16 protein-coding genes are annotated in these 16,625 nt (G+C 69.5%); 8 read left to right on the top strand and 8 right to left on the bottom strand.

Annotated elements, in window-relative coordinates:
- From AOK01_RS02230 to AOK01_RS02220, 3 genes are all read left to right on the top strand, one after another.
- Positions 1-614: DUF445 domain-containing protein (locus AOK01_RS02230; RefSeq protein ID WP_157871164.1), on the top strand; the 614-nt coding region annotated here is incomplete at its 5' end.
- Between the two features lie 122 nt (positions 615-736).
- Positions 737-2,278, top strand: coding sequence for an MFS transporter (locus AOK01_RS02225; protein WP_055507789.1), 1,542 nt, complete (start codon positions 737-739; stop codon positions 2,276-2,278).
- Positions 2,279-2,522: 244 nt separating this feature from the next.
- A complete protein-coding gene (locus AOK01_RS02220; protein ID WP_055507787.1) occupies positions 2,523-3,473 on the top strand; it encodes an alpha/beta hydrolase in 951 nt (316 codons plus the stop codon).
- Positions 3,474-3,621: 148 nt separating this feature from the next.
- On the opposite strand, the gene AOK01_RS02215 is transcribed toward AOK01_RS02220, so the two are convergent.
- On the bottom strand, positions 3,622-4,716 hold the full coding sequence (locus AOK01_RS02215; RefSeq protein WP_055507785.1) for a helix-turn-helix domain-containing protein: 1,095 nt from the start codon (positions 4,714-4,716) through the stop codon (positions 3,622-3,624).
- Between the two features lie 135 nt (positions 4,717-4,851).
- On the opposite strand from AOK01_RS02215, the gene AOK01_RS02210 reads away from it, so the two are divergent.
- Complete coding sequence (locus AOK01_RS02210; protein WP_055507783.1) at positions 4,852-5,334, top strand: hypothetical protein; 483 nt, start codon at positions 4,852-4,854, stop codon at positions 5,332-5,334.
- 3 nt (positions 5,335-5,337) lie between these two features.
- Here the strand turns inward: AOK01_RS02210 and AOK01_RS02205 are convergent, their stop codons facing one another.
- Complete coding sequence (locus tag AOK01_RS02205) at positions 5,338-5,967, bottom strand: hypothetical protein (RefSeq protein ID WP_055507780.1); 630 nt, start codon at positions 5,965-5,967, stop codon at positions 5,338-5,340.
- A 185-nt stretch (positions 5,968-6,152) separates the two neighbouring features.
- Here AOK01_RS02205 and AOK01_RS02200 point away from each other — a divergent pair, with 185 nt between their 5' ends.
- Both AOK01_RS02200 and AOK01_RS02195 read left to right on the top strand, forming a co-directional pair.
- The gene (locus tag AOK01_RS02200; RefSeq protein WP_079103101.1) at positions 6,153-7,199 is read left to right on the top strand and encodes a GlxA family transcriptional regulator; all 1,047 of its coding nucleotides are present in this window, start codon (positions 6,153-6,155) and stop codon (positions 7,197-7,199) included.
- Between the two features lie 172 nt (positions 7,200-7,371).
- Positions 7,372-9,042, top strand: coding sequence for an integrin alpha (locus AOK01_RS02195; protein ID WP_079103100.1), 1,671 nt, complete (start codon positions 7,372-7,374; stop codon positions 9,040-9,042).
- 83 nt (positions 9,043-9,125) lie between these two features.
- Here the strand turns inward: AOK01_RS02195 and AOK01_RS02190 are convergent, their stop codons facing one another.
- The 4 genes from AOK01_RS02190 to AOK01_RS02175 all read right to left on the bottom strand — a co-directional run bounded on the left by AOK01_RS02190 (position 9,126) and on the right by AOK01_RS02175 (position 12,395).
- Complete coding sequence (locus AOK01_RS02190) at positions 9,126-9,428, bottom strand: hypothetical protein (RefSeq protein ID WP_055507778.1); 303 nt, start codon at positions 9,426-9,428, stop codon at positions 9,126-9,128.
- A 256-nt stretch (positions 9,429-9,684) separates the two neighbouring features.
- Complete coding sequence (locus AOK01_RS02185; protein ID WP_055507776.1) at positions 9,685-10,620, bottom strand: dihydropteroate synthase; 936 nt, start codon at positions 10,618-10,620, stop codon at positions 9,685-9,687.
- A 372-nt stretch (positions 10,621-10,992) separates the two neighbouring features.
- Positions 10,993-11,571: a dihydrofolate reductase family protein gene (locus AOK01_RS02180; protein ID WP_055507775.1), complete on the bottom strand. Its 579-nt coding sequence runs from the start codon at positions 11,569-11,571 to the stop codon at positions 10,993-10,995.
- Between the two features lie 113 nt (positions 11,572-11,684).
- A complete protein-coding gene (locus tag AOK01_RS02175) occupies positions 11,685-12,395 on the bottom strand; it encodes a hypothetical protein (RefSeq protein ID WP_245702040.1) in 711 nt (236 codons plus the stop codon).
- A gap of 208 nt (positions 12,396-12,603) precedes the next feature.
- On the opposite strand from AOK01_RS02175, the gene AOK01_RS02170 reads away from it, so the two are divergent.
- Entirely contained in the window at positions 12,604-13,824 is a 1,221-nt protein-coding gene (locus tag AOK01_RS02170) for a M20 family metallopeptidase (protein ID WP_055507771.1), read from the top strand.
- An 85-nt stretch (positions 13,825-13,909) separates the two neighbouring features.
- Here AOK01_RS02170 and AOK01_RS02165 read toward each other — a convergent pair whose 3' ends face one another.
- Entirely contained in the window at positions 13,910-14,587 is a 678-nt protein-coding gene (locus tag AOK01_RS02165) for a nitroreductase (protein ID WP_055507769.1), read from the bottom strand.
- A 98-nt stretch (positions 14,588-14,685) separates the two neighbouring features.
- Between AOK01_RS02165 and AOK01_RS02160 the strand changes: the two genes are divergently transcribed.
- Positions 14,686-15,276, top strand: coding sequence for a TetR/AcrR family transcriptional regulator (locus AOK01_RS02160; RefSeq protein WP_055507767.1), 591 nt, complete (start codon positions 14,686-14,688; stop codon positions 15,274-15,276).
- Between the two features lie 11 nt (positions 15,277-15,287).
- Here AOK01_RS02160 and AOK01_RS02155 read toward each other — a convergent pair.
- On the bottom strand, positions 15,288-16,625 hold a 1,338-nt coding region (locus AOK01_RS02155), incomplete at its 5' end, for an HNH endonuclease signature motif containing protein (protein ID WP_342671020.1).

Raw genomic sequence — 16,625 nt, 5'->3', positions numbered from 1 at the left:
CCGTACAGGGCGGCGCCCCCGGCTGGACCCCGCGGTTCGTCGACAAGAGGGTCGGCGAGCGCGTCTACAAGGAGCTGCTGCGTTTCATCACCGAGATGCGCGACATGCCCGCCCACCCGGCCCGCGGCGCCCTCGACCGGTTCCTCACCGACTTCGCCTCCGACCTCCAGTCCGACACGGACACCCGCGCGCGCGTGGAGAACCTCAAGCGCGAGGTCCTCGGCCGCGGCGAGGTCCAGGACCTCATCGCGTCCGCCTGGTCCTCCGTACGGCAGATGATCGTGTCCGCGGCGGAGGACGAGCGCAGCGAGCTGCGGCTGCGCGTGCGGGCCTCGCTGCTGTCCCTCGGCGCGCGGATGGCCACCGACCCGAAGCTGCAGGCCAAGGTCGACGGGTGGGTCGAGGGGGCCGCGGTGTACGTCGTGACGACGTACCGCGACGAGATCACCTCCCTCATCACCGACACCGTCGCGGGCTGGGACGCCGAGCACACGTCCCGGAAGATCGAGGCACACATCGGCCGTGACCTGCAGTTCATCCGGATCAACGGCACGGTGGTCGGCTCGCTGGCGGGCCTGTTGATCTATACGGTGTCGCGGGCCCTGGGGGCGTAGCGCCCTCGAAGGGGCTCAGCCCCGCGCCCGGCGGCGTGCGAAGCGGCAGGTGCGAAGCGGCAGGTGAGAGGGCGGCGCATCGGGGAACTCGGGGCCGTGTCCCCGAGCCGCAGGAGGGCGCCATGGCCGTCACCGACGCCGACAGCAATGCCGACAGTAACGCCGACAGCGACGCCGGCACCGGAGCCGTCACCACCGCCGTACCCGCCCGCCTGGACCGGCTGCCCTGGTCACGCTGGCACTGGACCATCGTCATCGGGCTCGGCACCGTCTGGATCCTGGACGGCCTGGAAGTCACCGTCGTCGGCAACATCGCCGGCCGTCTCTCCGAGTCCGGCAGCGGACTGCCCGTCTCGGCCGCGCAGGTCACCGGTATCGCCGCCGCGCTCTACGTGGCCGGAGCCTGCTCGGGCGCCCTGTTCTTCGGCCGGCTCACGGACATCTTCGGCCGCCGCAAACTGTTCATGGTCACCCTGGCCGTCTACCTCGCGGCCACCGCCATGACGGCGCTCTCCTTCTCCACCTGGTGGTTCTTCGTCTTCCGCTTCCTCACCGGCTTCGGCATCGGCGGCGAGTACGCGGCCATCAACTCGGCGATCGACGAGCTGATCCCCTCCAAGTTCCGCGGCCGGGTCGACCTGATCATCAACGGCAGCTTCTGGCTGGGCGCGATCGCCGGCTCGCTCCTGTCGATCGTCGCGCTGAACACGAGCCTGTTCGCGATGAACGTCGGCTGGCGCCTGACCTTCGCCCTCGGCGTCGTCCTCGGCCTGGTGATCCTGCTCGTACGCCGCAACGTCCCCGAGAGCCCGAGGTGGCTGTTCATCCACGGCAAGGGGGAGGAGGCGGAACGCCTGGTCTCCTCGGTCGAACAGCGGATCGAGGAGGAAACAGGCCGCGAACTCCCGCCGCCCCAGGGCGAGATCACCATCCACCAGCGCAAGAGCATCGGGTTCGGCATGATCGCCCGCACCGTCTTCACGACATACCGCAGACGCGCCGTGCTGGGCCTCTCCCTCTTCATCGGGCAGGCGTTCCTCTACAACGCGATCACCTTCGGCTTCGGCGCGATCCTCACCAAGTTCTTCGACGTGTCGACCTCCAGCACCGGCTACTACTTCGCCGTCATCGCGGCCGGCAACTTCCTCGGCCCGCTGCTCCTCGGCAGGCTCTTCGACACCGTGGGCCGCCGGATCATGATCTCGTCCACGTATCTGCTCTCCGGCCTGCTGCTCTTCGGCACGGCCTGGCTCTTCGACCGGGGCTCGCTGAGCGCGACCACGCTGACCGCCTGCTGGTGCGTGGTCCTGTTCTTCGCATCGGCGGGCGCGAGCAGCGCGTATCTGACGGTCTCCGAGATCTTCCCGATGGAGACCCGCGCGATGGCCATCGCCTTCTTCTACGCCATCGGCACCGCGGCCGGCGGCATCAGCGGACCACTGATCTTCGCGGAACTCACCGATACGGGTGTCGTCGGCGACACGGTCCTCGCCTTCCAGATCGGCGCCGGCCTGATGTGCGCGGCGGGCCTCGTCGCGGCGGCGCTCGCGGTACGGGCGGAGGGGCGTTCCCTGGAGGACATCGCCAGCCCGCTCTCTACGGCGCAGCCGCCGCCCCAGGAAGCGGGAACGGGCATGGGCGCGGGCGCGGACGCCAAGGCCTAGCACCCGGGGCCGGCCCTGCACCCGGGGGCCCGGGGTGGCCGCGGCCCGTCGCGGCACGTTGCGTCGCGGCACGGCACGTAGCGGCACGGCTGTCGGGTGGTGGCACCGCATTGCCCGACGTCTGTCGGATGACCGTACGACGGCGTCATGACACGGTTCTCACAACGACACAGCGCCGCGACACCGCGACACCGCGACGAACGGGACGAACGGGACGGCGCGTCGGATCGGAGGACGACGACGCATGACGACCTACCCGCTCGACCCGGAACTCGCCGCGGTCGTACCCATGTTGCCGAGGGCCGACTGTTCGGATCTCGAAGGGGCCCGCACGGAGATGGAGGCCGGTATCCAGGCGGCCCTCGAAGGCGTGGACGCCACCGGCGTGGACGTCTTCGAAGTGGTCGCGCCCGGACCGGAGGGCGCGCCCGACGTCGTCCTGCGCGGCTACCGCCCGCAGGGCGTCGAAGGCCCGCTGCCCGTGGTCTACGACATCCACGGCGGCGGATTCATCCTGGGCAACGTCGACTTCGACCACGGCACCAACGTGGCGCTCGCACGGGAACTGGGCGCCGCCGTGTTCTCCGTGGAGTACCGGCTCGCCCCCGAGCACCCCTATCCGGCCGGCGTCGAGGACGCGTACGCCGGACTGGTCCACCTCGCCAAGAACGCGGCCGAACTCGGCATCGACCCCGCGAGGACCGCCCTCCTCGGCTTCAGCGCGGGCGCCGGTATCGCGGCAGGCCTCGCCCTCCTCGCCCGCGACAGGGGAGGCCCCGCGATCGTCTTCCAGTACCTCGGCATACCCGAAGTCGACGACCGCCTCGACACGCCCAGCATGCGGGCCTTCACCGACACGCCCGTGTGGAACCGGCCCAACGCGGTCATCAGCTGGGACCACTATCTGGGCCCCGGCATGCCTGGCAGCGCCGACGTCCCGCTCTACGCGGCTCCCGCCCGGGCCACCGCCGAACAACTCGCCGGGCTGCCGCCCGCGTACATCTCCGTGATGGAGTTCGATCCTCTGCGGGACGAGGGCATCGACTACGCGCGTGCGCTGCTCGCGGCCGGTGTCGGCGTGGAACTGCACCTGTTCCCGGGCACCTTCCACGGCTCGGGTCTTGTCGAGCACGCGGAGGTGTCCCGGAGGGACGCGGCGGAGGCGGTGACGGTGCTGCGCAAGGCACTGCGGTAGGCACCGCGGTAGGCACTGCGAAGGGCACTGCGAAAAGCGCCGCGGTAGGCGCTGCGGCAGAGGCGGTTCACGCCTCGGCTCCGAAAGGTGAAGGGGAAGGGCGTAGGGGAAGGGCGAAGGTGCCGCCCGCCTCCCGGCCGACCACGTCCTACGTCTCCGGCTCCGCCAACCGCACCGCGTACAACGCCAGTTGGGCTCGGAAACGGTCCTGCGGGTCGCTCAGGCGGTATCCCAGGGCGTTCTCCACGCCCGACAGCCGGGCGGCGACCGAGCTGTGATGCAGGTGGAGGTCGGTGGCGGCATGGCGGAGCGAGCCCGTGCGGAGGAAGGCGGTCAGCGCGGCCAGGGCCGCCGGGCCGCCTCTGCCCTCGGCGAGGCCGACCAGCGCGCGGACATCGGGCTGGGCCCGCAGCCGGTCGACGGGGATGTCGGCGAGCAGCGCGACCGGGCCCAGCGCGTCGTGGTCGACGACGGCCTCGTCCGGCAGACCGACGACATCGACGGCGAACCGCAGGGCCAGCCGTGCCTGGGCCCAGGAGGCCGCGGCGTCCAGGGCCGGCACGCTGCCGCCGACCCCGATCTGTACCCCCCGGGCACCCTGGTCACGGACGAACGCCCGCAACTCGTCGGCGGACGACGCGGCGCCCGGCGCGAGCGCGACGGCGAGCGGCCCGACCGCGGCCACCCGGACCCCGGGACGCAGTTCGCGACGCCCGAGCACGGCGACCGAGGAGGCCCCGGCGACGGCCACCACCCGCAGCGGCAACTCGGGTGCCAGACCCAGCAGGCGCAGCGCCCGCGCCCGGTCCTCCACGGCCTCGCGCTCCGACAGCACCCGCTCGACCAGCGCCGGATCGGCCACCTGGGCGGGCGCGAAGTCCTGCTCACGGCTCCCGTGGACGACGCCGGCGGCGATGGCCAGCCACTCCAGGACCAGTTCGTCGAGGGGGCCCGGCGCTCCCGGCCGCTCCAGCCAGACCCGGCCGCCCGGCGCGAACTCGGCACTCCCGGAAACCGCGCCGAGGGGCTCCGCGGGCAGGGTCCCCGCAGGCCCGAACCGCACCGTGCGCCCGCCCACTTCAAGCCCCGCCGGACACTCGGCCAGCCCCGCGGTGGACCGTACGAGCGACTCGGCGTCGAGCCGCCGCCCCGCACCGAGCAGAGCCTCGAAGTGCGCGATGACCCGCAGCGCCGCCGCCGCGTCCGCGTCGAGGGCGGACAGCCGTAACAGCAGTCCCTTCATGATCCGGGATTCTAGGCCGAGGGCCGGCCCTACGTCCCGCCCGTACGCCCCGCCGTCCACCTCTGCGGAATGGGGAGGGGAACTGAGTACGCGTACTCTGTCGGCCCTGTGTGCGACGGGGGAACCTTGGTTCCCATGACCGAGAAGCTGCTGGGCCCGCTGTCGAAGCGCCCCTGGACGGAACGCTGGCTGACCCGCCTGCTGGGTGCCGCGCTGTCCTCGGCGGCGTACCTTCTCTGCCTGCCCTGGGATCTGCGCAACCGCCCCGAGTCGTTCGGTTCGACCACGGAGACGACCCCGGCGACCGTCCTCGGCGTCGCCGGCCTGGCCGTGTGCCTGCTCCTCCTGGCCGCGTACTTCGGCCGCCGTGACGCCCTCGCCTGGCCCCTGCTGCTGGTGGCGGCGCCCCCGGCCACGCTCATGTACGTCTCGTTCCGCACGCACAGCGAGCAGCCCGATGCGTCCGTGTGGCCCCTCACCTGGGCGTTCTCCACACTCGTCATCGCGGCGGGCGCGCTCGTCGCGGCGTCGGTGGCCCGCCGGTTCAGGGAGGACACGGGGGAGTCGATGGACGGCCTGGTGTTCGCCCACAGGAAGTGTGAGGGCCAGGAGGCGTGAGGGTCAGGCGCCGGTCGTGGAACCGGGCCGCACGATCATGAGGATCGTGACGGTGGCCCAGAGCAGGTTGAAGATGCCGGTGAACATGGCGAGTTGAACGGTGAGGCGGGGGTTCGCGGCGATCTCGTCGGGCATGGACGCGGACGCGGACGCGGAGGTCGCTGTGGTGGCGGCCCTGGAGGTGACGCCGCCTTCCGCCCCTGCGGCTCCCGCAGCCCCCGATTCAGACTTGGTTCCCGTTCCCGTTCCTGTCTCCGTTCCCGTTCCTGTCTCCGTCCCCGTCCCCGCTCGCGCCTCCACCGCTTCGAGGATCTCCTCCTGACGTGGCAGCACCAGCGCCAGCAGGACGGCTGCCGCGATCCCGGTCAGCGCCATCGAGGCGATCAGCCAGCCGGAGTTGAGTACGCCCATGCTGAGCCCCGTGGCGAAGCCGAGCACGGGAACGGCGATGCCGATGGCCGCGTACACCCGGCAGATCCGGTGCAGCAGACGCACGGTCTCCGCGGCCCGTGGGTCGGCCGGGTCGGCGAGGGCGCGCCGCGCGCTGGGCGGGAACATGCTGGCCGCGACACTGACTGGCCCGACGGCGATGATCGCGACGAGGACGTGGAGGACGAGGAGGAACTTGGTCACCCTGAGACGGTAGGCGGCGTGCCGGATCTTGTGGAAGTGGCGCTGTTGCCACCCTTCAACGGATTCTCGCCAAAGGCATTTGGCGTGGTCCGGGCCGACGGGCTATTCGCCGGCGGAGTGTCTGTTCGGTGCGGCCTGCTGACCCACTGATTGGCCGGAATCCGTGGCCCATCTACTCTTTTGCCATGCACACAGTGGCCGTCCTGGCACTCGACCAGGTCATTCCGTTCGACCTCTCCGCTCCGATCGACACCTTCAACTGGGCCCGGCTGCCCGACGGCCGCTCGCCCTACCGGATCAAGGTCTGCTCGGTGACCGAGGAGGTGAGAGCGGGCGCGGGCGCGTTCACCGTGCGGGCGCCGTACGGTCTTGAGGCGCTGGCCGAGGCGGACACGATCATCGTGCCCGGCACCGTGGATCCGACCCGCCCGCTGCCACCGGGGGTGGCCGAGGCCCTGCGCGCGGCGGCGGCGAACGGTACGCGCATCGCCTCGATCTGCGTGGGCGCGTTCATCTTCGCAGCCACCGGCCTGCTGGACGGGCAGCGGGCGACGACCCACTGGATCGCGGCCGCAGACCTGGCGGCCCGGCACCCGGCGGTGACGGTCGACCCCAACGTCCTGTACGTCGACAACGGTCAGTTCCTCACCTCCGCGGGCGCCGCCGCCGCACTGGACATGTGCCTGCACATGATCCGCAAGGACTACGGCTCGGCCGTCGCCGCCCACGCGGCCCGGATGTCCGTCATGCCACTCGAACGGGAGGGCGGGCAGGCCCAGTTCATCGTCCACGCCCAGCCCCCGGTGCCGGCCGGCGCGACGATGGAGCCGCTGCTGAACTGGCTGGAGGAGAACGCAGACCGCGACCTGACGCTGGAGGACATCGCCGCCCGGGCGGGTATCAGCGCCCGTACGCTCAACCGCCGTTTCCGCGAGCAGACCGGCACGACGCCTCTGCAGTGGCTGCACCGTGCGCGGGTGCGCAGGGCCCAGCATCTCCTGGAAAGCACCTCTCACCCCGTCGAACGGATCGCGGTCCAGGCGGGGTTCGGCTCGCCGACGGCTTTCCGGGACCGGTTCAAGAGGGTGGTGGGTACGAGCCCGCAGGCCTACCGGAGGGCGTTCCGGGGAGCGCCGGACGGCGTAGGCGGCGTGGGTGGCATGGGTGGCGCGGGCGGCATGGACGACGCGCACTTCATCAGCCGCGAAGTCCGCGTACCGCAACGGACGTAACCGCCGTGTCACGGCCTCCTCGGACGCCACAACTCTCCCGGCACGTCTCGTGTCGAAGTGGGCGTGAGTGAAAGCAACTTGGCTTTATCAACGCATACATGCACAAGCCAGGCAGTCGATCTCACGCGACATTTCACCAATGCGTGACGCTTCACCAACGGGGGATCAGACCATGACCAGCAACCAGCCGAACCAGCCGATCCGGATCAACCAGCCGAACCGGATCAACCAGCTCACGATCGCCTCTGCCACCGCCACCGCCACCGCCAGACGTTCCGGTCGCAGGGCCGCCGCGGTCGCCGTGTCTGCGGCTTCCTTCCTGCTGCTGGCCGGCCTCGGTATCGCCGCCGCGCCCGCCTCCTTCGCGGGCATCCCCGGCGGGACCGCCGCGAACGACCGCAACTCCGACTTCGACGGCGACGGTTACGACGACGTCCTGATCGGAGCGCCCAGCGGCACCGTCGACGGCAAGAAGGGCGCCGGATTCGTCACCGTCCAGTACGGGGCGGCCAACGGCATCGGCACCAACAACAGCGTTCCCAAGGCCCGTACCGCCGTCTTCAGCCAGTCCACCGCCGGAGTCCCGGGCACCTCGCAGACGTACGACTCCTTCGGCTCGGCCGTCGCCACGGGTGACCTCGACGGCGACGGCTACGACGACGCGGTGATCGGGGCGCCCGGCGAGGAGGCCGGTTCGCTGGAGAACGCCGGCCTGGTGACCGTCCTGTACGGCTCCAAGGGCGGTCTCGGTACCGCCCGCAGCGTCACCGTCGCGTCCGCGGACCCGGCCGCCGGGGCCCGCTTCGGCGCGACCGCCACCGCGGCACGGCTGACGGGGGCGACCTCGGGCGACATCGTCGCCGTGGCCGACCGGCGCGGCGCCGAGCTGTTCACGTACAGCGCGGGCGCGCTGCGGCACACGAGCACGCTCGACACGACCGCGCACCCCGCCGGGCGCGCCGTCGTACCGGCCTACCTGACCACCGGGGACTACGACGCGGACGGCTACGCCGACCTGGTGATCTCGGGTTACGGCCCCGACGACGACTACGCCCAGGGCTGGTCGTCGGTCTACTCGGGCGGCGAGGACGGTGTGACCCACGTGCGTGACCTGCGCGGTGGCGTCTCCACCGCGTCGGGCGACATCAACCAGGACGGATACGACGACCTCGTCACCGGCCAGAACAGCAGCCCCGACCACGAGGCGGAGGGGATGACCGGAGGCCTGATCGGCGTCTACTACGGCGGCGACGACGGCCTCAACGCACAGGAAGACCAGGGAGATCAGGGAGATCAAGGAGACCAGGGAGATCAGGAGGATCAGGAGGATCAGGAGACGCAGGAAGGACCCGGCGGCTCGATCCAGTTGTGGACGCAGAACACCCCGGGTGTGCCCGGCGCCGGCGAGCCCGGTGACGCCTGGGGCACCGAACTCTCCGTCAGCGACGTCAATGGCGACGATTACGCGGACGTGGCCGTGGGCGCTCCCGGCGAGGACGTCGGGACCGTCGCGGACGCCGGTGCGGTGTGGCTGCTGCGTGGTTCGGCCGAGGGCCTGACGGCCACGGGCGCCCAGTCCTTCGACCAGAACAGCACGGACGTCCCCGGCACCGCGGAGACCGGTGACCTGTGGGGCGCCCAGGTGCGGCTCGCCGACACCGACCACGACGGCCGCTCGGAACTGCTGGCCGCCGCGCCGGACGAGGACAACCACGACGGGGTGGTCTGGCATCTGCCCGCCGGCACGAAGGGCCTCGCCACGGGCGGCTCGTGGCTCTACGGCGCCGACTCGCTCGGCGCCCCGGGCGACGGCGCGGCCTTCGGCACGGCGATCGACGAGTGACCTGCGAGCGCTGAGCCCTCAACGAAAATGGCGCTGGTGACGACCCGCTGGTGATTACTGGTGGTGACCGGCGGGGCTGTTCCTCAGCCCCGCCGGTCTGCCACGGCCCACGAGGCCAGCGCCATGGCCCCGGCCGTCCCGAACACCGCGGGCCACGCCCCGACCTTCTTGGCGAGCGGATGGGATCCGGCGAAGGCTCCGACGTACGCGACGGTCAGGGCCCCCGCCGCCTTCCCGCCGGCCTGCTGCCGCCACTGCTGAGCGGCAACCGTCCCGGCGACGGCGAGTACGACCCCGCCGAGCTGTCGCTTCCTGGTCCAGCGAGCGACCCCGTACCCACCGATGAGCCCACTCGCGGCCACCACCGCGGCCGGTACCTTCGCCATCACTGCCTCCTGGTGGTGCGTCCGACGATCGACGATCAGCCGAGACTAACCCGGCCGCTCCACAGGCCCCCTGGCACCCCCTCGACGGGAAAGCCGGCAGTTCTGCTGCACCCGGAAAGACGAGGGCCACAGGCGGCCCGCACTTACGGTGAGCGGGCGACCTGTTGACGTACGTGTCCCGGTCGGCCCGTCCCACCCCTACTCGTCCCTCTACCTACTGCGATGTCCGGCCATGTCGACAAACCAACGGCAGGAATCACTGGGCGGGCGACTCGGGGTCTTCCGGACTGAAGGCTTGAGGGCCGAGAGCCCGGAGAGCAGCGAGTATCGCCCTGATCCTGGGCACTTCGTGAGTGCGGTAAATACCTGTTCCTCCAAGGTGCGCCAACACCGCGAAGAAGCCTTCAGCGGTACGGAACTCATCCTCGAAGAGACTGAAAGCATGCGGCAAGGCGTGGCAGATCGGAAGGCCCATCCGTCGCAACCGGAATGTATTGAGGAGTGCTCTGGCCTGATAATGAGTGCGAACACTGGCGGTTATGGATTTCGGATGAGAGAAGCCGATTCCAGGGTCGATGACGATTCGGTCGACTCCCGCCGAGCGAGCGTGCTTCACACGCCTGTTGAAGTAGTCAAGCATCCCGGGAATAGGGTCTTCGTCGATACTCTTTGCGTTTACGTCCCGAGAGCTTTCCCCTTCGACGTAACACAGTATGACCGTGGCCTGATGCTTGGCCACGATGGGAAACACGCTATCGTCCGACGCCGGCCCGCCGGAGTAGTTCAACATGAGTGCCCCCGCTTCCAGGCACGATCTGGCGACGACAGGATCGTAGGTCTCGACCGAAACGACGATGCCTTGCGAAGCAAGTTCCTTCACGACGGGCACCAAGGCGGCGATCTGTTCGCCCGTGGTGACCTGCGCAGTACGAGGATTGCTGGACTCGGCCCCGATGTCGACGATATCGGCGCCCTGTGCCGCGATAATGCGCCCTTTTCGAATAGCGGCCTGAGTCGAGGTCGCGATGCTCTCTCGGTAGGTCGAGTCTTGAGAAAGGTTGACGCATCCCATGATGGCAGGGGTGGCATCGACATCGATTTCTCGATTCCCCAGGCGTAGAAGGTCGACAGGTAAGGAGAGATCGCTCTCGAACCGTCGGGCCAGATCTACCAAATCGGTAAGGGAAATCATCCGACCTCACTCTCAACAAGATACAGAACATGGCGACCGCGAATATCCGCATTCCGGCTCGGTAGGCCATGCAACATCCCCAAGCCGGCAGGCCGAGCCCAGCCGACAGGCGCGACGCGTTGCTCGGCCGACCGCCTCTCGCCTCTCGCCTCTCAGAGAATCACGGGCAGTCGGATGAGCGCCGTCCCATCGCAGGCCATATATCTGCTGGGTGCAGCGAGAGACCGAGGGACCGAGGGACCGGGGGACCGAGGGACGTGCTCGACGGGGCCCAGAGCGCGTTCGAGTTCCTGATCGGTGCGGGCGTGCCGGCCCGCGGGAGAACTTCCGGGGCAGGTTCGGCTCTGGACCTGGTGCAGTGCGTGGTTGTGTTCAGGTGTGCAGAGTGGGTCGGTAGACGAGCTCCTGAGTGCGTCCGTCGAACGTCCGGCTCTCGATCAACTCAAGGTCGAAGTCGGCCGCGCCCTCGAAGATCAGGTCGGTCCCGGTCTGACCGCTGATCACAGGGAAGATCGTCACCTGGACGCGGTCGACGAGCCCTGCGGCCATCAGCGCCCGGTTCAACGACAGGCTCCCGTGCGAACGCAACGGCACCTCGGACTCCTTCTTGAGCCGGGCGACCACACCGACGGCGTCGCCGGCCACGACAGTCACGTCCGGCCAGGTGAAGGGCCCTGCGAGCGTGGTCGAGACCACCGTTGTCGGCATGCTTCGCATCCGGGAGTTCACCGGGTCGAGGTCAGCCTCTGGGATCGGACCCAGCAATTCCACGAACTGCCGAAAGGTGTTGGTCCCGAGAACCATCCGCTGCTCCTGGCTCAGCACGGCAAGGCGGTTGTCAAGGAACTCAGGGCCGTGTTTTCCCCAGTAGCCGCCCCAGTCGCCGTCGGGACCGTAGGAGCCGTAGCCGTCGAGGGTGGAAAAGACGTCCCAGGTGTAGATCGCGGTCATGGTGCTCTCCTCAGGTCCGGTTGCTGGCGTGCTGTGGATACAGACGAGGAACCACGACGAAACTCATCGCACTTGGACTCCTGGATTCGGGTCACCTTCGATACGGGTCGCATTTAAGGTCCCGGTCTCGGTCTCGGTCCCGGTCCTGTGGGCTGCGGCTGCTTGGGGCGCATGGCGGAGCGGGCGCTGCCGACGTGCACGTCGGCAGCGCCCACGGGCAGGTCGAGGACGCGGGCGATAGCGGCTGTGACGGGAGCTCGGTAGCCAGGCAGGTATCCGCACGCCCAGTCGGCTACCAGTGCAAGGAAGTCAGCCAAGTCGCGCTCGGCACCGGCGAGTAGACGGCGAAGTTCGGTGACGGACAGCGCGATCACCGGACTGTCGTGCTGCTCGGCGTTGACAGTGAGCCTGACGGTGTCGCCGAAGCGCTCCGCAACGGGTGACACGGGATCGTGGCCGAATCCGAGCAGGTTGCCGTCATCGACGAACCGATACCAGTCGCGCCGGCTCTCCAGCCCGTCACAGCAGCCGGGCAGGAAGGTGACGTTGGTGGAGGTGTCGATGAAGCGCAGACCACCGGGCGCGACGATGTCGTCCTCAAGTCTGAGCAGTCCGTGCAAGAAAGAGCCGAGTGCGTTGGCCGGCTGCGGTGCGTGGTCGCCATCGGAGTCGGCGTCGTTGTAGTCGGCGATGCGCATCACCACCGTCCCTACCTCAGCAGGCGAAAGCTCCCCGCTGAGAGGCATGAAGCCGAACGGTTCGGTCTCAGCGACAGGCCAGAGGTCGAAGCCGTCAGGTGTGTATATCTCCAGGACGGGCTGCATCGTGATCACCCTGCGAAGTGTTCCGCACCCATTGCCCGTGTCGCCTCCCGATTACGCCGAGCATCCTCGTCACGGCCGGCGAGGCCGAGCGCTCCGTCATGGCTCCGGCACGGCCAAGAAGCCTGCGCGTCGGCCCGGCCGGTGGAGACGATGGAGGCCGTGCGAGTGCTGCTGCGGCAGAGCGGCGGATGCGGAGGCGAGGAGAAGTATGAGAAACAACCTGGTGGCCCGAGCAGCCCAGCAAACGGCTTCGGTCGTCGACCTGGCACAGGAGCTGATCCGGCGGCCGAGCCGCGGCGGCATCGACGACTACGGTCCCGTGCTGGCCGTCCTGGAGTCCTGGCTGACGGAGCGTTCACTGCCGCACCGCCGCCTGCACGACGAACAGGGGCAACTCGTCGGCCTGCTGGTGGAGATCGCAGGGGGCCGCCCCGGTCCGTGGTGGACCTTGGACGCCTGTGTCGACACCGCGCCGTTCGGCGACGAGAGCGCGTGGTCGTTCCCGCCGACGATCGGCGACGTGGCCGGTCACTGGCTGCGGGGCAGAGGCGCGGCCGACTCGAAGCTGGCGGCCTCCGTGTTCTGCCACATCGCCGCTGACCTGCACCACGATGCCGACGGGTTGAACGGTGGCCTGGCCGTGCTGCTGGACGTGGACGAGCACACCGGTGGCTTCGGCGGCGCTCGCGCCTATCTTGCCGATCCCGGTGCCGAACGCCCGGCCGGGGTGATGATCGGCTACCCCGGCCCGGAGGAGATCGTCGTCGGCGGTCGCGGCCTGTGGCGGGCCGTGGTCGCGGTGCACGCCCCCGCCGGGCACTCCGGGTCCCGCCGCACGGTCGTCGGCGCGATCTCCCGCGCCGCCCGTCTGGTCCAACTGCTGGACCAGACGGACCTGTCGGCTGACCCGGGTGACAGATCGGGCTTTCCGCTGCCGGCCAAGCTGAGCGTCACCGCCGTCCGGGGCGGTGAGGGCTTCTCCGTCACCGCTGACCGGTGCGAACTGAACGTGGACGTGCGCACGACTCCCGGCTTCGACGCCGAGGCCGCCGACACCTTGGTCCGCGAGGCCGCCGCCACACTCGACGCCGAGATGCCCGGGCCCAAACCCACCGTGGTGACACCGGTCGCCTGCTGGCCGGCCTTCCAACTGCGGCCCGACGAGCAGCCCGCCGCCGCCTTGATGGCCGCGGCGAACTCGATGGGCCTGCCGGGGCCGGTGCGGGCGAAGGTCGCAGGACCTTCGAACATCGGCAACCTGCTGGCCGGGGAGGGCGGTGGAATCCCGGCCACCGCCGGATTCGGCGTCCCCTACGAGGGCCTGCACGGCATCGACGAACGCGCCGGCCTCACCGAACTGCCCCAGGTGTACGCGGCATACCACCAAGCCGTCCTCGACCTCCTGGACGCCCCTGAACAGCCAGGGTGAACAGCCAAGGTGAACAGTCAAGGCAGTCCGGGATCCCAAGACCCCGACGGGCCGTTCCGTACCCCGAGGACAATCGCTGCCGAGGTCAGCGATGGAAGCGCGTCGTCTCCCTCAGAGGCTCGCGGCCGACAGCGACCGTGTTGACCGCGGCCGCCGGGTCGGCGTAACCGAACGCGATGCCGAACAGCAGCTTTCCGCCGGTCAGGCCGAGCGTCTCGCGCACTGTGTCGGCGAAGAAGCTCATCAGGGCCTGGGGGCAACTGGCCACCCCGTAGGCGTTCAGAGCCAGCAGCAGTGTCTGCGCGTACATACCGACATCGGCGGTCAGCCGCGGATCGCCCGAATCGGGCGCGAACACCATCGCGACGTGGGGTGCGCCGTAGAAACTGAGACTCTGGACGTCGTAGGCGGCGCGCAGTTCATGGTCATCGCGGTCGATGCCGAGCGCGCCGTACAGCGCGGCCCCCATCGCCGCGCGCCGATGCTGATGCACCGGCGTGAAGGTGTCCTCGCTGAACGGGAAGTCGACGGTCCGCCGACCGGCCCGATGGGCGGCTACGAGTGCCTCGGCGAGGTTGTCCCGCGCGGCTCCGCTGGCCACCTCGACCTGCCAGGGCTGGGTGTTGGAGTTCGACGGCGCGGCGCCGGCCAGGCGGAACGCGGCCTCGATCGTCTCGTCGGGAACAGGGTCGGGCAGGAACGCCCTGGTCGCGCGCCGACCTCTGATGAGCTGCTCGGCCGCACCGGGAAGCCCACTCGTCATCGTAGTCACGCTCTCTCCTTAGGTACACGTTTACGTTTACCAGGCAGACCGTAGCCGAATCGGCGACGCCATGTAAACGCTGACGTATACTTGGGCGTATGAGTGACGAACCGGTACGCCGGGCAGGGCGGGGCGGCAGGGAACGGGTGCTCGCCGCCGCGATCAGTCTTTTCGCGCAGCGGGGCATCTCCGCGACCACGATGGAGGATGTCGCCGCCGAGGCCCCGGTCTCGAAACGGACCCTCTACGCGCACTTCCCCACCAAGGAAGACCTCGTCCTGGCGCAACTGGACCAGCTTCTGAAGTCCGGGATGACGATGCTCGAAACCTTGAGGCGAACCGACCTCCCGCCCCGCGACCGGCTCCTCGCGATGTTCACCGTGTGGCCGTGGCCGGACGGGGTCGTCCGGGGATGCCCGTTCATCGGCGCCGCGGTCGAGCACCCCGACCCGACCGGCCGGGTGCACGGCTTCGCACGCGAGCAAAAGCACGTCATGCTCACACTGGTGACGGGCCTCATGGACGAACTAGGCATCGCCGAACCGGAACTGCTGGCCGAGCAGTTCGTCACCCTCGCCGACGGCGTATCGAGCCGCGCGATGGTGCTCAACGACCCCGACTACGGCCGCCACGCCCGCGCGGCCGCCGAGACCCTCCTCGAACACGCACCACGCCGACCCGGCAGGTGAACGCCACATGCTCAGCCGTCGAGCACGGGCGGCGGGCTGTTGGCGTACGTGTGCCCGGTCGGGGCGGTCCAGACGGCGGCACCGGTGTGGGGATCGCGGGTGACTCTCCACCCCGGATGATGAGTCTTGAGTCGATGATGGCGCCGACACAGTGGCTGAAGATTTTCCGGCGTGGTCGGCCCGCCCCGCTCGGGACGATCATGGTTGAAGGGCCGGACATGATCGAGATCGCACCGCCGGGCGGGCATCCGGCAGGTGGGGAAGGCACAGTACTGATCCCGGGCGACAACGTGCCGGACCGTATCCGCGGTGGGCCGATAGGTCAGGGGATCGGCTTTCACGAGAAGCCCACTCTCGGGCTGAACAACGAGCCGCCGCCAGACGCTCCCGGCAGTGAAGGCGATCTCCCTGACCTGCGAGGCGCTGATGGGCCCGTATCCCTTGAGTTCCCCCGCGCCGTCATCGAGCCCCATCAGCACATCGAGCGGCACGGTGACGTGAACAACGGCGGTAGCGCCACCAGTTCCCGCCGCACCGGCGGCCGAGCCACGCACCCCGGGCGACTGCCTGACGACGAGGTCGTACAACGCGTCGGCCCGCTTCTGATCCAGAGTGCGCCCGTCGTCCCCGTACCCGACGGCGTACGCCTCCACGGCCTGCTCCATCACCGCGGCGCGCTGAGCGGGCAGCACGGCCCCGAACAGGGCCATCCCGTCCTCCTGCGGATAGGACAGCAACTTTCGCTCCCGTACCCGCTCCTGATGACGGGCCTCGGCTCCTGCCGGATCAACGCGATGAATCTGCCGCCGCACAGCGGCCCGAGTCTGCCCGGCGGCCTGCTGAGGCATCTTCTCCGCGAGAGCCTCCTCCACCCGCCCGGCAAGGTCCGGCGCCAGCACGGCACACTGCTCGGCCACGGTTCGGGCCTGCTGATACGAGATCTCACCGTCGGCCAGCAACCCCAAGGTGGCCGGATGTCGACGGCTCAGCAGCCGAGCGGTCTCCAGCCGCTGAGCCGCAGTGGAGTTGGCCAACTTCAGAGCACAGGCAACTTCCTCGACGGCACAGTCCCACTCCCCAAGAAAGAGCCCATCCAGATCCGCACCCGCCTCATCCGGTGGACCATCGGCATGAGCACCGATCGCGGCAAGCAACTCAACCTGCTTGGCCTGCAACCAGGACAGATGCCGCTCCACCACGGCCAGCGCGTCAATCCGCCCACGAGGAGAAAGCCAGTCACTCTTCAGGTCATCAAGAGCAGCCGCGGTCTCACCAGAGGGAGCCTGCTCCCGCAGAAGGGCAACCCAGGAATCCAGAACCCCCGTACTCACCCCAACCACCCCCCTGGC

Origin of the sequence: Streptomyces aurantiacus, from assembly GCF_001418335.1 — a bacterium.
Lineage (GTDB): Bacteria > Actinomycetota > Actinomycetes > Streptomycetales > Streptomycetaceae > Streptomyces > Streptomyces aurantiacus.
Note: the sequence above shows the minus strand (reverse complement) of the source record. Positions and strands in the feature narration are given on the sequence as shown.